Raw genomic sequence first — 15,611 nt, forward strand, 5'->3', positions numbered from 1 at the left:
GTACAAGTCTTTCAAAAACAGCTTAATTTATTTGAGTTTAAAAATCCTAAAATTTGTCAGCAAGGTCAACTGTTGTTTTTGGGATATTTAAAATAGGTTGCTATGTATGGCATTTAAAGGCTTTCATAACTAAAAATATAAATATCAAACGAATGTTTTTTTGTCATTTAGATCAATAAGCAATAAGTTGAGATTTAAATTAGCTTAATAAAACTTAAAAACAGCATTATTTTGTATAAAAAAGATTCATACCATTAAAAATAAAAATGAATAACTGCTTTATCGCATCATATTTTTTATGAATCACCAGTTCAAAATATGGGTATTTATTAACTAAATATTGGGTGGTAATTTAAAAAAGTTCCATTAGAATCCAAAAATTCAACAAAAGAACATCCTGAGGGGAAGCATCGTTTTTACGATGTTTACTTAAGAAAAATTAGCTTGAGGAACGCTCATGCAGATCGGAATTCCAGCCGAAACTGTTGTCGGTGAACATCGCGTCGCTGCGACGCCAGAGACAGTAAAGAAGTTGATCAGCGCTGGTCATAATGTCGTTATTGAACGTGGAGCAGGTGTAAACGCTGCTTATATCGATAGTGCTTATGAACAGGTTGGTGCCAAAATTACAGATGATGCCTATACCGGCAGTCAAATTATTTTGAAAGTACGTGCGCCGAAGGGTGACGAAATTCAAAAGCTTGCGCCAAATACCGCAGTCATTGCAATGTTTGACCCATACCGTAATCCGGAGTTGGACCAATTTGCTGCACAGCAAGTGTCTGCATTTGCGTTGGAGCTATTGCCACGTACTTTATCTCGTGCGCAAAACATGGACGTACTTTCATCTCAAGCCAACTTGTCAGGTTATAAATCTGTATTGTTAGCTGCTGCTGAATATCAACGTATGTTCCCTATGCTCATGACTGCAGCGGGTACAGTAAAACCAGCACGTGTAGTGATTATGGGTGTGGGTGTTGCCGGCTTGCAAGCGATTGCAACAGCAAAACGTTTAGGTGCAGTTGTAGAAGCAACAGATTTACGTCCAACGGCACGTGATCAAGTTGAATCACTTGGCGGTAAATGGTTAGACGTACCAATGTCACCAGAAGAACAGCAAAAAGCGGCAGATGCTGCGAAGAATGGTTATGGTTGGATGCCGGGTGAAGAATACATCCGTGATCAAGCGATTATTGTTGATAAAGCTGTATCAAATGCGGACATCGTGATTACGACTGCCTTATTACCAGGCCGTGATGCACCACGTTTAATCAAAGCAGAAACAGTTGCCAAAATGAAACCAGGCTCAATCATTTTAGATATGGCGGTTGAAACTGGCGGTAACGTTGAAGGTTCTGTGTGTGGTGAAAATGTGATGACTGCTAACGGTGTAAAAATCTTAGGCATTCCAAATATTCCTTCTACAGTTTCGACTGAAGCTTCGGCACTGTATGCACGCAACGTTTTGAATTTCTTAGACACATTATTTGATGCTGAGAAAAACTTCGCGATTAATCCAGAAGAAGAAATTCAAAAAGCCCTATTGGTCACTCACAGCGGTCAAGTGCTGTTGAAGCGCGGCTAAGGAGACTTGTCATGGTTGAAACGATTACGATTTTTGTCCTCGCTATCTTCGTAGGTTACTACGTTGTTTGGGGTGTAACGCCGGCTTTACATACGCCTTTAATGGCAGTAACCAATGCGTTGTCTTCAATTATTATTGTAGGTGCAATGCTACAAACCGTAGGTATTCCTGGGGTATTAGAAGCAAGCGTACAATTCCAAAGCGTGAACGTAGTGAGCGTATTGGGTGCAGTAGCAGTATTTTTGGCAAGTATTAACATTTTTGGTGGCTTCGCAGTAACTGCACGTATGCTCGAAATGTTTAAGCCAAAACAAAAGAAAAAAGAGGGCTAATCCATGGAATTCATTAAAGAATATGCGGATTGGTTCTACCTTGTTGGTGCGGTCCTTTTCATTCTCACTTTACGCGGTCTATCTGGCCCGAAAACTGCAATCGCAGGTAACCGCTACGGTATGATCGCTATGGCGATTGCCGTGATTACCACATTCTTTGTAGCAGATCATCCTGTAGTTTGGATGATTGGTGGCGCGATGGTTTTGGGTGCAGTCGTGGGTATTGCACGTGCACGTACAGTTCCAATGACGCAAATGCCTGAAACTGTTGCATTGATGCACTCATTGGTGGGTTTAGCTGCGGTATTGATTGCGATAGCAGCAATTTTGCATAACAACCAGTTAACTGCTTTATTTGCAGAAAACGAAGCGGCTTTAACAGCTGCTGGCGTACAGCATGCGCACATGAGCAGCGTTCATTTATTTGAATTGTTTGTGGGCTGTTTTGTAGGCGCGATTACCTTTACTGCATCTGTATTTGCTTATGGTAAATTGGCTGCCAAAAAATGGGCAAAAACCATTTCAGGCGGTTGGGTAAAACCAGTACAAGCATTGCTGTTTATTGCAATGTTGGCATGTGGTGTTTACTTCTTTACGACGGGTAACATGAATGCATTCTGGGCAATGACTGCACTTGCACTTGCGTTTGGCTGGGTATGGATTGCGCCAGTGGGTGGCGGTGACATGCCAGTGGTCGTTTCACTACTGAACTCTTTCTCAGGTTGGGCTGCAGCAGGTATTGGTTTCACACTTGAAAACAACATGCTGATTGTTGCGGGTTCACTTGTAGGTTCATCTGGTGCGATTCTGTCTTACATTATGTGTAAAGCTATGAACCGTTCAATCATCAACGTTTTGTTTGGTGGTGCAATGGGTGGTGCAGCAGTTGCATCTGCAGACAAAGGTGAGCAAGTTCAACGTAATTACCGTTCAGGTTCGGCAGACGATGCTGGCTTCTTAATGTCAAATGCGGATAGCGTTGTGATCGTACCAGGTTATGGTATGGCGCAAGGTCGTGCTCAAAACGCAGTGAAAGAATTGTGTGAAATCTTAAAAGAACAAGGTGTAACGGTTCGTTTTGCGATTCACCCAGTTGCGGGTCGTATGCCAGGTCACATGAACGTACTTTTAGCTGAAGCGGACGTTGCGTATGAAGACATCTTAGAGATGGACGAAATCAACTCAGACTTCCCAGCAACAGACGTTGTACTTGTGATTGGTGCGAATGACGTTGTAAACCCTGCAGCCAAAGATGATCCAACATCGCCAATTTACGGTATGCCAATTCTTGAAGCACATAAAGCACGTACCATCATGGTGATCAAACGTTCTATGGCAACAGGTTATGCAGGCCTAGATAACGACTTGTTCTATAACGACAAGACAATGATGATCTTTGGTGATGCGAAGAAAGTTGTAGAAGATATGACAAAAGCAATCAATGGCGGCGGTCACTAAGACTCAAACTTTTGATGAGAAACCGCCTTCGGGCGGTTTTTTTATGGAAAATGAAAAAAGATAGCTATGCTGTAATGCGCAAAAATTGCTACATATTGAGAGATTATTCTCTAAAACTGGTCGCAAGCTGACAATTTTTTGTAGGCAAATGGGGGAGTGTTATAAGCAAAGCCTGATGATTGCTATGTTTTATATTGTTGGCATTTTTCTTGCAAAACTATAAGTAATAAGCAGTTTATAACCGTAGTGAAAGGCATGTTTATTGATTTGAGCAGGGGGACGCTATGAGTACAGAACGATTAAATATTGAGAACCGCAGATCTGCAATTGCCAGCAGCTTAGAGCCTTATATCAGTAGTGTAGCTTTAGAAGAAGCATTAAGTCTTTGGGAGCAACGTTATAGCAATCAGCCGGTATATGCATTGAATCATTTTTTAAATGATGTTTGTGAAACAGATGATTTGAAGCACTGCCGTCGCCATATTATGCGTCAAATGTTGCGGGCTTTGACCAGTTTAGAACAGCGTGAGTGGTAAATATTATAGGCAATAAAAAAGCGGTCTATTGACCGCTTTTTTATTGATAAAGATGTTATGCCACAGACTCAGGTGCTGTGCGCCATAAGCTTTCTAAATCATAGAATTTGCGTGCTGTAGGAAGCATAACATGAACAACGACAAAGCCGAGGTCAATCAAGATCCACTCTGCATCACGCTCGCCTTCAACACCAATCGGGCGGAAGCCAGCTTTACGTGCTTCTTCAGCAACGTTGTTTGCAAGGGATTTGAGATGACGTGTTGATGTACCGCATGCAATCACGATTGCATCTGCAACGTTGCTGATCGCGCTAACATCAATTTCGACGATTTCTTTCGCTTTTACATCTTCGAGAGCTTCACGTACCACTTCTAAGCAAGCTTGTACGTCTTTTTTTGAACTTAATGCAGGTTCTTGAAAGTTTGAAGCGCCGGGCGATGGTTCTAAATTCATGGAGGGTATGGTTTCCAGACAATTATTCATCATCTAATATAGCGGTTTTGGTGCTGAATTTCAAATCAGCACCTTGATCTCTTCAGTTTATTGATGAGAAGTATTTGTCTTTCCACGCAAAAGAATTTTGTGACAAATTTTGTGGGCGATATTCGGCAGCACTGAAACCTGTATATTGGCTGTGTTTGAGCCAATCAAAAATGACTGCATAATCAATGTTTCCTGTGTCAGGTTCATGTCGACCTGGATTGTCTGCAAATTGAATATGACCAATCGCATCGATATTTTCTTGTAGGCTTTCCAATAAATTTTCGCCCATCATGGCCATGTGGTAGCAGTCAAATTGCATTTTTAAGGCAGGGTGACGTACAGCCTCAAGCATTTCCTGTGCTTGAGCAATGTTTTGCACTAAAAAGCGGGGCATATCGGTGCCGTTGATCATTTCAAATACTGGTTGAATACCGTGATCACTACACATGTGGCATGCCAGTTTTAAATTGGTGGCCAAGGTTTTTAAGCAGGGCAGTAAATCTGCATCTAGGGGTTGTTTACCCGCAAGGATATTAATGCTAGGTACTTGTAATGCTTTGGCATAGAGAATGGCTTTTTCTAAACCATGATGAAATTCAATTTCTTGACCCGGAATACCAGCAAGGCCATTGCCACCAGTCATCAAGTCACCTGCAGGCGCATTAATCAAACATAGGCTTAAGTCATGTATGGTGAGTTGGGTTTGAATTTGCTCAATACTTAGCTCGTATGGAAATTGGATTTCAATATGATCGAAACCATGAGCACGTGCCAGCGCAAAGCGCTCAAGCAAGGGCACTTCGGTAAAAATCATGGACAGATTAACGGCCAATTTAATCATGGTTGGCACCCTCTGAAATTAAGCGAAAAATGATGACAGCACACGGTTAGTTAGATTTGACCTGTAAACATATGGTAGATAAGTCTGCCTCGGCATAACCATTGGCTTGATGTTGTTGTAATTGATCAAGGGCTTGTGTGGCAACGGGAACATGCAATTGATATGAAGCTGCCAGCTTTAAGGCATTGTTTAGGTCTTTAGATAAAGTTTGTACTTTCCATTGCACGGGTTCAAAGCTTTGGCTCGCCATACGAGGTGTGAGGATCTGAAAAGGTTTTGAGTCAGCAAACCCGCCTGCCAAAGCAGGTGCGAGAAGTGTTGTGTCGACACCAGCGTGTTCGGCCAGTGCAACAGCTTCTGCAATGAGCGTGCTGTTGGCAGCGACGATGAGCTGATTACAAATTTTTGTGGCTTGGCCTGCGCCTGTTTCTCCCATGCGGGTAACACGCTGTGATAACACATTATAAATCAGTTCTAGGCGTTGAATGCTTGGTGCATCACCACCTGCAAAAATAACCAGAGTGCCAAGTTCGGCACCAGCTGTTCCACCAGAGACAGGGCAGTCAATCCAATTGACGCCTTGTTGCTGTGCTACTTGAGCAAGTTGCTTTGTACATTCTACGGATAGACTTGAAAAATCTGCAATAATTTGCCCTTTGCTTAAGTGTGGTCGAATTAAGCTAAAGACATTTTGCACAGCATGATCATCGGCCAAACACATTAAAACCACAGGATATTGGCTAAGTTGGTTCAAGTCGAGTGCAGTCGCGCCTTGTTCAATCAGGGCATCACAAGCGCTCGGACTACGATTCCAAACTGCGACTGCAAAGCCAGCTTGCAAGAGACGAGTTGCCATACGGCTTCCCATGAGCCCCATGCCCAAAAATGCAATTTTAGTTTGAAGGTCGAAGTTCATGCGTGTTCCATTAGATGATCATACTGTTTTAAGCTTAGCGGAATTGGCGCGGTAAAAATTGAACTTCAGGGTTCTTGTCTTTTTTACGTGCCAGTTTGCTGTTTTTGCCGAGCAATAATTTAAGTTGCCAAATTTTTTCTAAACGTAAAGATTTACTTGGTTGATGTTCCATAGCATCTAGTACACGTTTGGCTGCGGTTAAGGCATCAGGTGAGCGGCCAAGCATCTCTTCAGCGAGTGTTTGAGCTTGTTGAAGCGGTGTTGCATTGAGATGCGTGACCAAACCAATATCTTTGGCATAGTTGGCGTCAAAAATACGGGCAGTAAGTGTCAATTCTTTCGCCAAATCTAAGCCAATAATGCCTTTAAGCGAACGGCTGAGCCCCATATCTGGAACCAAACCCCAGCGACTTTCCATAATCGACATTTGCGTTTCTGGATGTGCAATACGAATATCGGCAGCCAGAGCAAGTTGCATACCTGCACCAAAGCAATAGCCTTCAATGGCGGCAATCACTGGAACAGGCAGTTCTTGCCAAATCAAAAATGCTTTTTGAAACAGACTTTGACCAGGGCGGATCAGTTCCCATGCAGCATAAGCGGTGTTTTTCGGGTTGTTTAAATCACTTAAATCAATGCCTGCACTAAATACTTGTGCTTCGCCAGTTAAAATCACACAGCGAATCGTACGGTCTTTTTTAATACGATTGGCAATGTTTACCAGCTCTTTGAGCAGGGCAAAACTCATGGCATTGCGTTTATCTGGGCGATTTAGGCTAACGGTTGCAATGCCGTTGTTATTTTCAAATTTGACCAAAGCCATGTTGTACACTCTTTTTGTTTCTTTGCGACGAGCATAGCATGAGCTTATCTTGCATGCATGACAGCTCAGTCATCCTTCTATTTAAATCGGGCATGACGACCTGTTTAAGTATTGTGCTGACTTAAAATATGTTGGGCTGCCAGTTCAACTTGCGCAATGATGGCTTTCATTTCATCAAAGCGTTTGTGGACTTCTTGAATGAAGGCATCATCGGCTCTGCGACGTTCTTTACGTAAGGTTGAAACAAATTGCTCAAAGCTACCCGTAACATTTTGCAAATTGGGTGTGCCGACATAGCGAGTTGCACCGTATAAACGATGGAGCACATGTTCGAGTTGTGGGAAATCTTCAAGCTCAATCAGCTGTTCAATTTCATTCACTTCTATTTCGAAACTGTCAGTAAGCATTTTGAGCAAATCGACCGCCAAGTCCTCTTTATTGGCCGCTAGCATAAGACATTGTTGCCAATCTAAAATATTGCTGTCGAGTGAATCAATAACAGCAGTACGTTCTACAGCAACAGGCTTTTTAAAGTTTTCAGCGGTCCAATGGGTCAAGATTTGAATAATCTGTTCCATTTGGATCGGTTTAGTCACGTAATCATCCATACCACTTTGCAACAGCTTTTGCTTTTCATCCGAAAGTGCATGTGCCGTGAGCGCAATAATCGGCAGACGTTTTTGTTCTTCTTTGGTGGATTCTAATGAACGCAGCGCACGCGTGGTATCAATGCCAGACATTACGGGCATTTGAATATCCATGAAGACCAAATCAAAATCTTTGAGCCCTTGCGCATGGCGAGATTGAATAATATCTAAGGCTTCTTGACCGCTGAGTGCTTTGGTGGTGGTCACGTTAAGTTCAGATAAGAGCGCCTCTAATACAATCAAGTTGGGTAGATGGTCATCGACCGCTAAGATATGTAAGCCTTGGCCATCAAAGTTATCCATGGCGTCATGTTCAAACAAGGGCTCATTACCCAACAATTGTGCCAATGCACTACGACTCAGCGGTTGATGTAATGGACGAGCACGGTATTCATTTAGCATGCTTGGATCGAGTAGCATTTGATAGCCATAAATCGCCAAATTGCCGTGATAACGTGAGCGAATTTCTTTGAGCATGGCTTCGGTATCGCCACTATGGTCTAAAATGAGCCAAGTATTTTCAGCATGTTCAAACTGATTTAGACGGCTAAATAAATCTAAAATCGACTGTGCTTCGACGTGTTGTACAGCATAATCTTCAAGGTAGTGGCGTAGTACATTGGCTGTAGCAGGATGTGCTAAATATGATACCACAGTTAAATGTTCAAATTGTGGATGGATGACTTCTTCATCTTCATTCACGCTAAACATTGCGGTAAACCAAAAGGTTGACCCTTTTTCGGTCGGTGCACGTTCTTGGTTGTCTTCAAAGCCAATTTGACCATGCATGAGGTTGACCAATTGTTTAGAAATTGCCAAACCAAGACCTGTACCGCCAAATTGACGTGTAACGGAGGCATCACCTTGTGAGAAGGATTCAAACAGCTTTTTACGGTCTGTGCCACTTAGGCCAATACCACTGTCTTGTACGCTAAAATGAAGTAGGCACTGGCCAATATCATCATGTTCCATTCGCACACGAACAATAATTTCACCATCAGGGGTGAACTTAATGGCATTGGAAATTAAATTGGTCAAAATCTGCTTAAAGCGCAGTGCATCGCCAATTACATGCACGGGCACGTTGTCAGCATAGTAGAAAGTCATATCAATATGCTTTTGCGCAGCCAATGGCGAAAGCATGTCCATCACATCAAAAACAGCTTCTTCTAGGTCAAAAGGCGCTGTTTCAAGCTCAAGCTTGCCTGCATCAATTTTAGAAAAATCTAATACATCGTTAATGAGTGCCAGCAAATGTGCAGAAGATTTGCGAATGGTTTGTAAATATAAGTTTTGTTCATTGCTCAAATTACCTTGGCGCAGTAACAGATGAATAAAGCCATCAATACTGTTTAAGGGTGTTCTGAGTTCATGGGAAATATTGGCTAAAAAAACCGATTTAGATTGATTGGCATGAATCGCTTGGTCGCGTGCTTGACGGTAAGTGATATTTTGCACTTCTAAAGTATCGAGCGTACGGCGTAAATCGTCTTCGGTTTGTTCTGTATGTTCGCGTAATTCTAAAAAACTAAAATGCAGACGATTGACCACGTTGGCAATGTCACGCTGTAAAAGGCGAAGCTCACCTGTACTGTTAATAATCATGTGCTGATCTAAGGTGTCAGCATTGAGGCGTTGTAATTGCATACGAATTTCGTACATCGGTGCAATCCAGCGACGCGAATAGAAATTGAGGCATAACAATAATAAAAGTAGGGTCAGTAAACCTGTTGCGACCAACACCATCAGCACGCGATAGTGTGCAATTTCTAGAGGTTGGTTGTCGAGCTCAATCACCAGCCAGTAAGGCGTATTCATTTCATCATGAATTTGTGTGGCATACACATTACTGTGATTTAAACGAATAGGCCCAATAAACTCTGATTTTTTGTTCTCTGCAAGCTTTGGCCATGGCGCATCATCTTGGAAGCCAAAACTAATTCTATTTTTTTCTTGGCTGTCTAAGATTGCAGCACGAATCAAATGTTTTTCGCTAAACATATTTTGCATGGCATTTCGTGCTTGATCGAATTGCCATGGATATTGTGCCAATAAGTTGAGCGCATCTTCGGATGCAGGCTGAAAACGCGTCAAAATCGCAATCGCCATTTGGCGTTGTTGTGCTTTGGCGGCATTGGAAGTTTCGCTAATGACCAAGGTTGCACCCACACATGCCAAAATTGTAATGGGCACAAAAATTAACGCAATGAGCTGTCCATAGGCATGATTTAAGTGTAGGCGTTTAAAAAGCTTTTTGTTGATATTTGACATGATTCAAGCAGTTTATTCCTTATGCACTGCATATTAGCATGCTTTATTTGAAACTGATTGCGCTTTAATCACTTTCACGAAAAAGCCCCGTAAATGGGTGCAGGCGCAGTCATTTTTTCATACAATAAGCGCACCTCGATAAAGGTACAAATAATGAGTAATATAACCCCTGATTTTCAAGCAGACGATTTTTTGTTAGACCATTATGTCGGAAAGACTCCGTTGGTGCGTTTACAGCGTCTGGCATGTCACACTCAAGCAACTGTATTGGCCAAGTTAGAAGGCAATAACCCAGCAGGTTCAGTCAAAGACCGTCCAGCATATAACATGATTATGCAAGCCGAAAAGCGTGGACAGATCAAGCCGGGCGATACGTTAATTGAAGCGACAAGTGGAAATACAGGTATTGCATTGGCAATGGTCGCTGCCATGCGTGGTTATAAGATGAAGCTGATTATGCCAGCGAATTCAAGCCAAGAACGAAAAGACGCGATGCGTGCCTACGGTGCAGAATTAATTGAATCTGCAAGTATGGAAGAAGCGCGTGATATGGCAGCGCAAATGCAAGCAGACGGCGTGGGCTTGGTTCTTAATCAATTTGGTAACCCAGATAATTCAGAAGCACATTACCTGACCACTGGCCCAGAAATCTGGGAGCAAACAGGCGGTAAAATTACTCACTTTGTGAGCGCGATGGGCACCACAGGCACCATCATGGGGATTTCAAAATACCTCAAAGAACAAAATCCAGAGATTCAAATTGTTGGCTTACAGCCTTCTGAAGGTTCAAATATTGCAGGTATTCGCCGCTGGCCTACAGAATACTTGCCGACGATTTTTGATGCGAGTCGTGTTGACCGTATTATGGATATTCCGCAAATTGAAGCTGAAAAAACTGCGCGTAAAATGGCGCGCGTTGAAGGTATTAGTGCGGGTACATCTTCAGGTGGCGCGGTATGGGCATCAGTAAAATTGGCTGAAGAAAACCCAGATGCAGTCATTGTTTGCATTATCTGTGACCGTGGCGATCGCTATTTATCTACAGGTTTATTCTCTGTGGTTGATGCTGAATAATTTCGGGGTTGAAGAGTCTTTATGCGTTTACCTATTTTAACTTTCGATATTGAAACTTTGACTGATTTAAAATCAGGTGCGCATTTATACGGACTCGATTTACCCGAAGCCGATTTAGGCGCGGCTTTGGCAAAGTTAAGACGCCAAGAAAGTGGTACAGACTTTCAGCGTTTGGCTTTGCATGAAATTGTCTGTATTTCAGGTTTTTGGTTAGATGAAAATGGCATGAAACTGTTTTCATTTAGCCGTGAAAATTATAGTGAAGCTGAAATTTTAAAGCGCTTTTTATCTATTTTTGATAAACGCCAACCGACATTGGTAAGTTGGAATGGCTCGCAATTTGATGTCCCCGTGATTTTATTTCGTGCGATGTATCATGGTCTATCTGCGCCAAGTTTATTTGATCAGGGCGAGATTGATTCACAAAAGCGTTATAATAACTACCAAAATCGCTATCACCACCGTCATGTCGATTTAATGGATGTCATGGCCATGTTTAATGGTCGTCATTTTCAAAAGCTGGATGACATTGCACATTTATTGGGTTTTCCTGGTAAGCGTGGTGATGGGGCATATCATGTGCCTGAATATGTCCGTACTGAACAGTGGCAACAGCTGACCAGCTATTGCGAAGGCGATGTGCTCAATACATGGTTGATTTATTTGCGCTGGCAATTGTTGAAGGGGCAAATTTTAGCCTCCGATCATCAACACTTGGTGCAATCGACCATTCAGTATTTAGCGACACAGCCACAACAGGCTGAATTTTTAGCGGTTTGGCGAGAAAATTCGAAACAAACCGATTTTACCCAATTTGATTTCCCATCTTCCACACATTAGGTTCACATGAAACACAAAGCCAAGTCCCCAAAAGCACCAGCACTAAGCTATATTTTTCAAGTTGAGTCGCTGTCACATGAGGGGCGTGGCATTGCTCATTATGGTTCACACCCTGAGCATCCGATTGAAAAACAGGGTAAAAAAGTTTTTATTCGTTATGCTTTACCTGGTGAAACTGTACGCGCAGTGATTACTCATACCGCAAAGCGTTTAGAAGAAGCGGATAGTCTAGAGCTTCTGAGTGTAGCCTCTACAATGCGTGTGCCTGCGCCGTGTCCGCACTTTGGGATTTGTGGTGGTTGTAATATGCAACACATTCACCCAGACGAACAAATTCGTTTAAAGCAAGATGTACTAAAATCACATTTAACCCATTTTGCAGGATTAAGCCCGAAAGAATGGCTTTCGCCTTTACGCTCAGGTCGTGAGGACTATCGCCGTAAAGCACGTATTGGTGTGCGCTATTTGCCTCATAAAGATAAATTGGTGGTGGGTTTTCGTGAAAATGCTAGTAATAAATTGACTTCGATTGACCGCTGCATGGTCTTAGATCAGCAATTTGGTTCAATTACACGCTTGAAGCAATTACTCCAAAGTCTAAAAGGCAAAGCTGACATTGGTCATGTAGAATTGGCCATGGGAGATGTTGAAGTTGCTTTGCTGATTCGTCATACCGATAAATTATGTGACACCGATGTCAACGAATTACGAAAATTTACGTTACAGAAACAGTGGCAACTTTATTTACAAGCAGCAGGGCCTGAAAGCTTAGTTCGAGAGGACGGCCAAGGGACTGAAATGCGTTTGCATTACAGATTAGAAGAATTTGATACGACTTTTGCCTTTAGTCCATTAGATTTTACTCAAGTAAATTCAAGTGTTAACCCGAAAATGGTGAAGCTGGCATGTGATTTGCTTCAATTGAAGCCAGGTGAACGTGTTTTGGATTTATTTTGTGGTTTGGGTAATTTCTCTTTACCTTTGGCGCGCTGTGTTGGTGCACAAGGTGAAGTGGTAGCGGTTGAGGGAAGTGAAGAAATGGTCGCTCGAGGTACAGAAAATGCAAAAAACAATGCAATTTCTTGGTTGAGCTTCTATTCACAAGATTTAACAAAAGATTTTTCGCATCAAACTTGGGCAAATCAGGGATTTGATGCATTATTGATTGATCCTCCACGCTCAGGTGCAGAAGAGGTTATGCATTATCTGCCCAAGTTTGGTGCAAAAAGAATAGTTTATGTCTCATGTAATCCCGCAACACTCGCACGCGATGCAGGTGTGTTAGCACAGCAGGGTTATCAGCTGAGCCGGGCAGGTGTTATGGATATGTTTACGCATACTGGGCACGTAGAGTCTATCGCGTTATTTGAACAGATTGAACCAACCACTCAGATTGACGATGTAAGAAGTGATGAAGAGTAAAAAAATAGGAGTAGGGTATGGTCACAGTACGTGAACAGCTCCCGGGGCGTCTCAATGAGTTGTCTCAGGAAACGACTGTAGAACATGCCGATCAAGCACTACATGATCTAGACGAATGGCTAGATCGTGTGCGTGGCATACTAGATGGTGAATCATTATCACAGCTTGAAGAAGTTGCACATCTAACGCTACAAAAAGAGCTTGAGTCGACGATTCATCATCGTTCCAATACCTTTTATACAGGTATTGAGATGGCTGATATCTTAGCGCATTTACATGTAGACGAAGATACCTTGTCGGCAGCGATGCTTTACCGTGGCGTACGTGAAGGTGTTATGTCGCTGGATGAAGTACATGAAAAATTCGGTGAACAAGTTTTCGCCTTGGTCAAAGGTACTTTGGCCATGGGTAAGCTTTCAGAGCTGATTGAACAAAATAAACGTCTGGAAGATCATTTTAATAATAACCAACGTGAACACTTAACTGGCATTTATAAAATGCTGATTTCCGTGACGGAAGATGTTCGAGTTGTTTTAATTAAGTTGGCAGAACGTACCTATGCTTTACGTGAATTAGCGCATTCTTCAAAAGAGCGTCAGGAACGTGTTGCACGTGAAATTTTAACGATTTACTCGCCATTGGCGCATCGCTTAGGCATTGCTCAGCTCAAATGGGAGCTAGAAGATCTGGCTTTTCGTTATCTGGCACCAGAGCGTTATAAAGAAATTGCGTCCTTATTGAATGAAAAGCGTTTAGAGCGCGAACAATATATTCAATTCGTTACCGATAAATTGCGCCAAGAACTGCTCGATCATGATATCGAAGCGGAAATTAACGGCCGAGTGAAGCACATTTATTCGATTTATCGAAAAATGAAAAGCAAGAACTTGAGTTTTGATCAGCTCTACGACATTCGTGCCGTGCGTGTATTGGTAAAGAGCGTTCCAGAGTGTTATCACACCTTAGGGATTGTTCATCAAATCTGGCGTCATATTCCACATCAATTTGATGACTATATTACCAATCCGAAAGCCAATGGTTACCGTTCATTGCATACGGCTGTGATTGCTGAAAATAAATCACTCGAAGTGCAAATTCGTACCCAAACTATGCACCAAGAAGCTGAATTGGGTGTGTGTTCGCACTTTAACTACAAAGAAGGTTCGAAAAATACCGACCATTCTTTTAACCATCGTTTACATTCTTTACGTTCGGTTTTAGAACATTATCAAGAACGTAATGATGCTAGTGCACATAAAGATGAAGAAGGTGAAGAAAGTTTTGAACAAATTCAAGACTTCGAAGGCTTTGAAAAAATTTATGTGTTTAGTCGTGATGGTGACATTAAAGAATTACCGCGTGGCGCAACTGTATTAGACTTTGCTTATCACGTGCATACGCAGGTCGGCAATAAATGTTATGCCGCACGGGTCAATCAGCGTTATGTTCCTCTCACTTACACTTTAAAAACAGGTGAGCAAGTTGAGATCTTAACCAAGAAAGACCGTGAACCAAACCGTGATTGGATTGTCAATTCGCTGGGTTACATTAAAACTGCCCGCGCGCGTGATAAGTTACGTCATTGGTTCCGCCAACAAGATCGAAGTAAGAACTTAGAAGTTGGACGTGAGATTCTAAATAAAGAACTTGCACGTTTGGCGATTCACCCGAAAAGTATTGATCTAAATGACTATTGCAGTCACTTCAATGTCAAAACGGGCGAAGATATTCTGATTGGATTGGTGAGTGGCGATATTAGCCTGCATGCGCTGATTAATCAGGTGAACCGTCACATGCACTTAGATCAGGATGAGCCTGAACTGGTGCTGAAGCCGACATTAAACCCGCGTGCCAGCCATACACTGTCTGCACATGGTATTTTAATTGATGGTTTAGACAATGTAGAGCTACATGTGGCTCAGTGCTGTCAGCCTGTACATGGTGAATCGATTGGGGGCTATATCACACTTAATCGTGGCGTGAGTATTCATAAAGTTGCATGCCCTGACTACATGCGTATGATTCAGCAAGAGCCTGAACGTGCAGTAGAAGCAGATTGGGAAATGCAACCAACGCGTGGTCAAAGCGTACAAATTGTGGTGGAAGCATACGACCGCCGTGGTTTACTGAAAGACTTAACGCAGGTGATTTTCTCAGACCAAATTAACATTCGTCAGGTGAATACCATTTCAGAGTCTGATGGTATTGCCAACATGAAATTGTTAATTGAAGTTAAGGGTTTGGCACAGCTTTCACGTCTACTCGCACGACTTGAGCAGCAGCCTGGCATTATTAGTGCACGACGTTTAGTTCAAGGGAATTAAGCTTCTCATTTAATATAATAGCTTCATAAATTGATGAAAAAACCCGCATGTCAATGCG

The 15,611-nt window shown here is 42.4% G+C and carries 13 protein-coding genes; 8 read left to right on the plus strand and 5 right to left on the minus strand.

Features of this window, described 5'->3' with window-relative positions; genetic code table 11:
* Positions 1-457: 457 nt before the first annotated feature.
* The 4 genes from DYI81_RS07555 (at position 458) to DYI81_RS07570 (ending at position 3,911) form a co-directional block, all read left to right on the plus strand.
* The gene (locus tag DYI81_RS07555) at positions 458-1,585 is read left to right on the plus strand and encodes a Re/Si-specific NAD(P)(+) transhydrogenase subunit alpha (protein WP_106984605.1); all 1,128 of its coding nucleotides are present in this window, start codon (positions 458-460) and stop codon (positions 1,583-1,585) included.
* Between the two features lie 11 nt (positions 1,586-1,596).
* Entirely contained in the window at positions 1,597-1,917 is a 321-nt protein-coding gene (locus DYI81_RS07560; RefSeq protein WP_106984606.1) for a proton-translocating transhydrogenase family protein, read from the plus strand.
* Between the two features lie 3 nt (positions 1,918-1,920).
* Positions 1,921-3,375, plus strand: a complete 1,455-nt coding sequence (locus DYI81_RS07565) for an NAD(P)(+) transhydrogenase (Re/Si-specific) subunit beta (protein ID WP_106984607.1) — start codon at positions 1,921-1,923, stop codon at positions 3,373-3,375.
* 284 nt (positions 3,376-3,659) lie between these two features.
* Positions 3,660-3,911: a hypothetical protein gene (locus DYI81_RS07570; RefSeq protein ID WP_106984608.1), complete on the plus strand. Its 252-nt coding sequence runs from the start codon at positions 3,660-3,662 to the stop codon at positions 3,909-3,911.
* 55 nt (positions 3,912-3,966) lie between these two features.
* On the opposite strand, the gene rsfS is transcribed toward DYI81_RS07570, so the two are convergent.
* From rsfS to DYI81_RS07595, 5 genes are all read right to left on the minus strand, one after another.
* Positions 3,967-4,365 (minus strand): ribosome silencing factor, encoded by a 399-nt coding sequence (gene rsfS / locus DYI81_RS07575; RefSeq protein ID WP_106984609.1) that lies wholly within the window; start codon positions 4,363-4,365, stop codon positions 3,967-3,969.
* 82 nt (positions 4,366-4,447) lie between these two features.
* Entirely contained in the window at positions 4,448-5,236 is a 789-nt protein-coding gene (locus DYI81_RS07580) for a TIM barrel protein (protein WP_117007190.1), read from the minus strand.
* A gap of 46 nt (positions 5,237-5,282) precedes the next feature.
* Positions 5,283-6,152 (minus strand): NAD(P)-dependent oxidoreductase, encoded by an 870-nt coding sequence (locus DYI81_RS07585; RefSeq protein WP_117007191.1) that lies wholly within the window; start codon positions 6,150-6,152, stop codon positions 5,283-5,285.
* 34 nt (positions 6,153-6,186) lie between these two features.
* Positions 6,187-6,975 (minus strand): crotonase/enoyl-CoA hydratase family protein, encoded by a 789-nt coding sequence (locus DYI81_RS07590; RefSeq protein WP_106984612.1) that lies wholly within the window; start codon positions 6,973-6,975, stop codon positions 6,187-6,189.
* A 104-nt stretch (positions 6,976-7,079) separates the two neighbouring features.
* Positions 7,080-9,893, minus strand: a complete 2,814-nt coding sequence (locus tag DYI81_RS07595) for an ATP-binding protein (RefSeq protein WP_106984613.1) — start codon at positions 9,891-9,893, stop codon at positions 7,080-7,082.
* A 153-nt stretch (positions 9,894-10,046) separates the two neighbouring features.
* Here DYI81_RS07595 and cysM point away from each other — a divergent pair, with 153 nt between their 5' ends.
* Genes cysM through DYI81_RS07615 form a run of 4 tightly spaced genes read left to right on the plus strand, consistent with a single transcriptional unit; the run spans position 10,047 to position 15,553 of the window.
* Positions 10,047-10,967: a cysteine synthase CysM gene (gene cysM / locus DYI81_RS07600; RefSeq protein WP_117007192.1), complete on the plus strand. Its 921-nt coding sequence runs from the start codon at positions 10,047-10,049 to the stop codon at positions 10,965-10,967.
* Positions 10,968-10,988: 21 nt separating this feature from the next.
* Positions 10,989-11,807, plus strand: coding sequence for a 3'-5' exonuclease (locus tag DYI81_RS07605; RefSeq protein WP_117007193.1), 819 nt, complete (start codon positions 10,989-10,991; stop codon positions 11,805-11,807).
* A gap of 6 nt (positions 11,808-11,813) precedes the next feature.
* Positions 11,814-13,229, plus strand: coding sequence for a 23S rRNA (uracil(1939)-C(5))-methyltransferase RlmD (gene rlmD, locus DYI81_RS07610; RefSeq protein WP_117007194.1), 1,416 nt, complete (start codon positions 11,814-11,816; stop codon positions 13,227-13,229).
* A 17-nt stretch (positions 13,230-13,246) separates the two neighbouring features.
* A complete protein-coding gene (locus DYI81_RS07615; protein WP_106984617.1) occupies positions 13,247-15,553 on the plus strand; it encodes a bifunctional (p)ppGpp synthetase/guanosine-3',5'-bis(diphosphate) 3'-pyrophosphohydrolase in 2,307 nt (768 codons plus the stop codon).
* Positions 15,554-15,611: the final 58 nt, after the last annotated feature.

The sequence above is a fragment of the Acinetobacter sp. SWAC5 genome (assembly GCF_003419885.1).
GTDB lineage: Bacteria > Pseudomonadota > Gammaproteobacteria > Pseudomonadales > Moraxellaceae > Acinetobacter > Acinetobacter cumulans.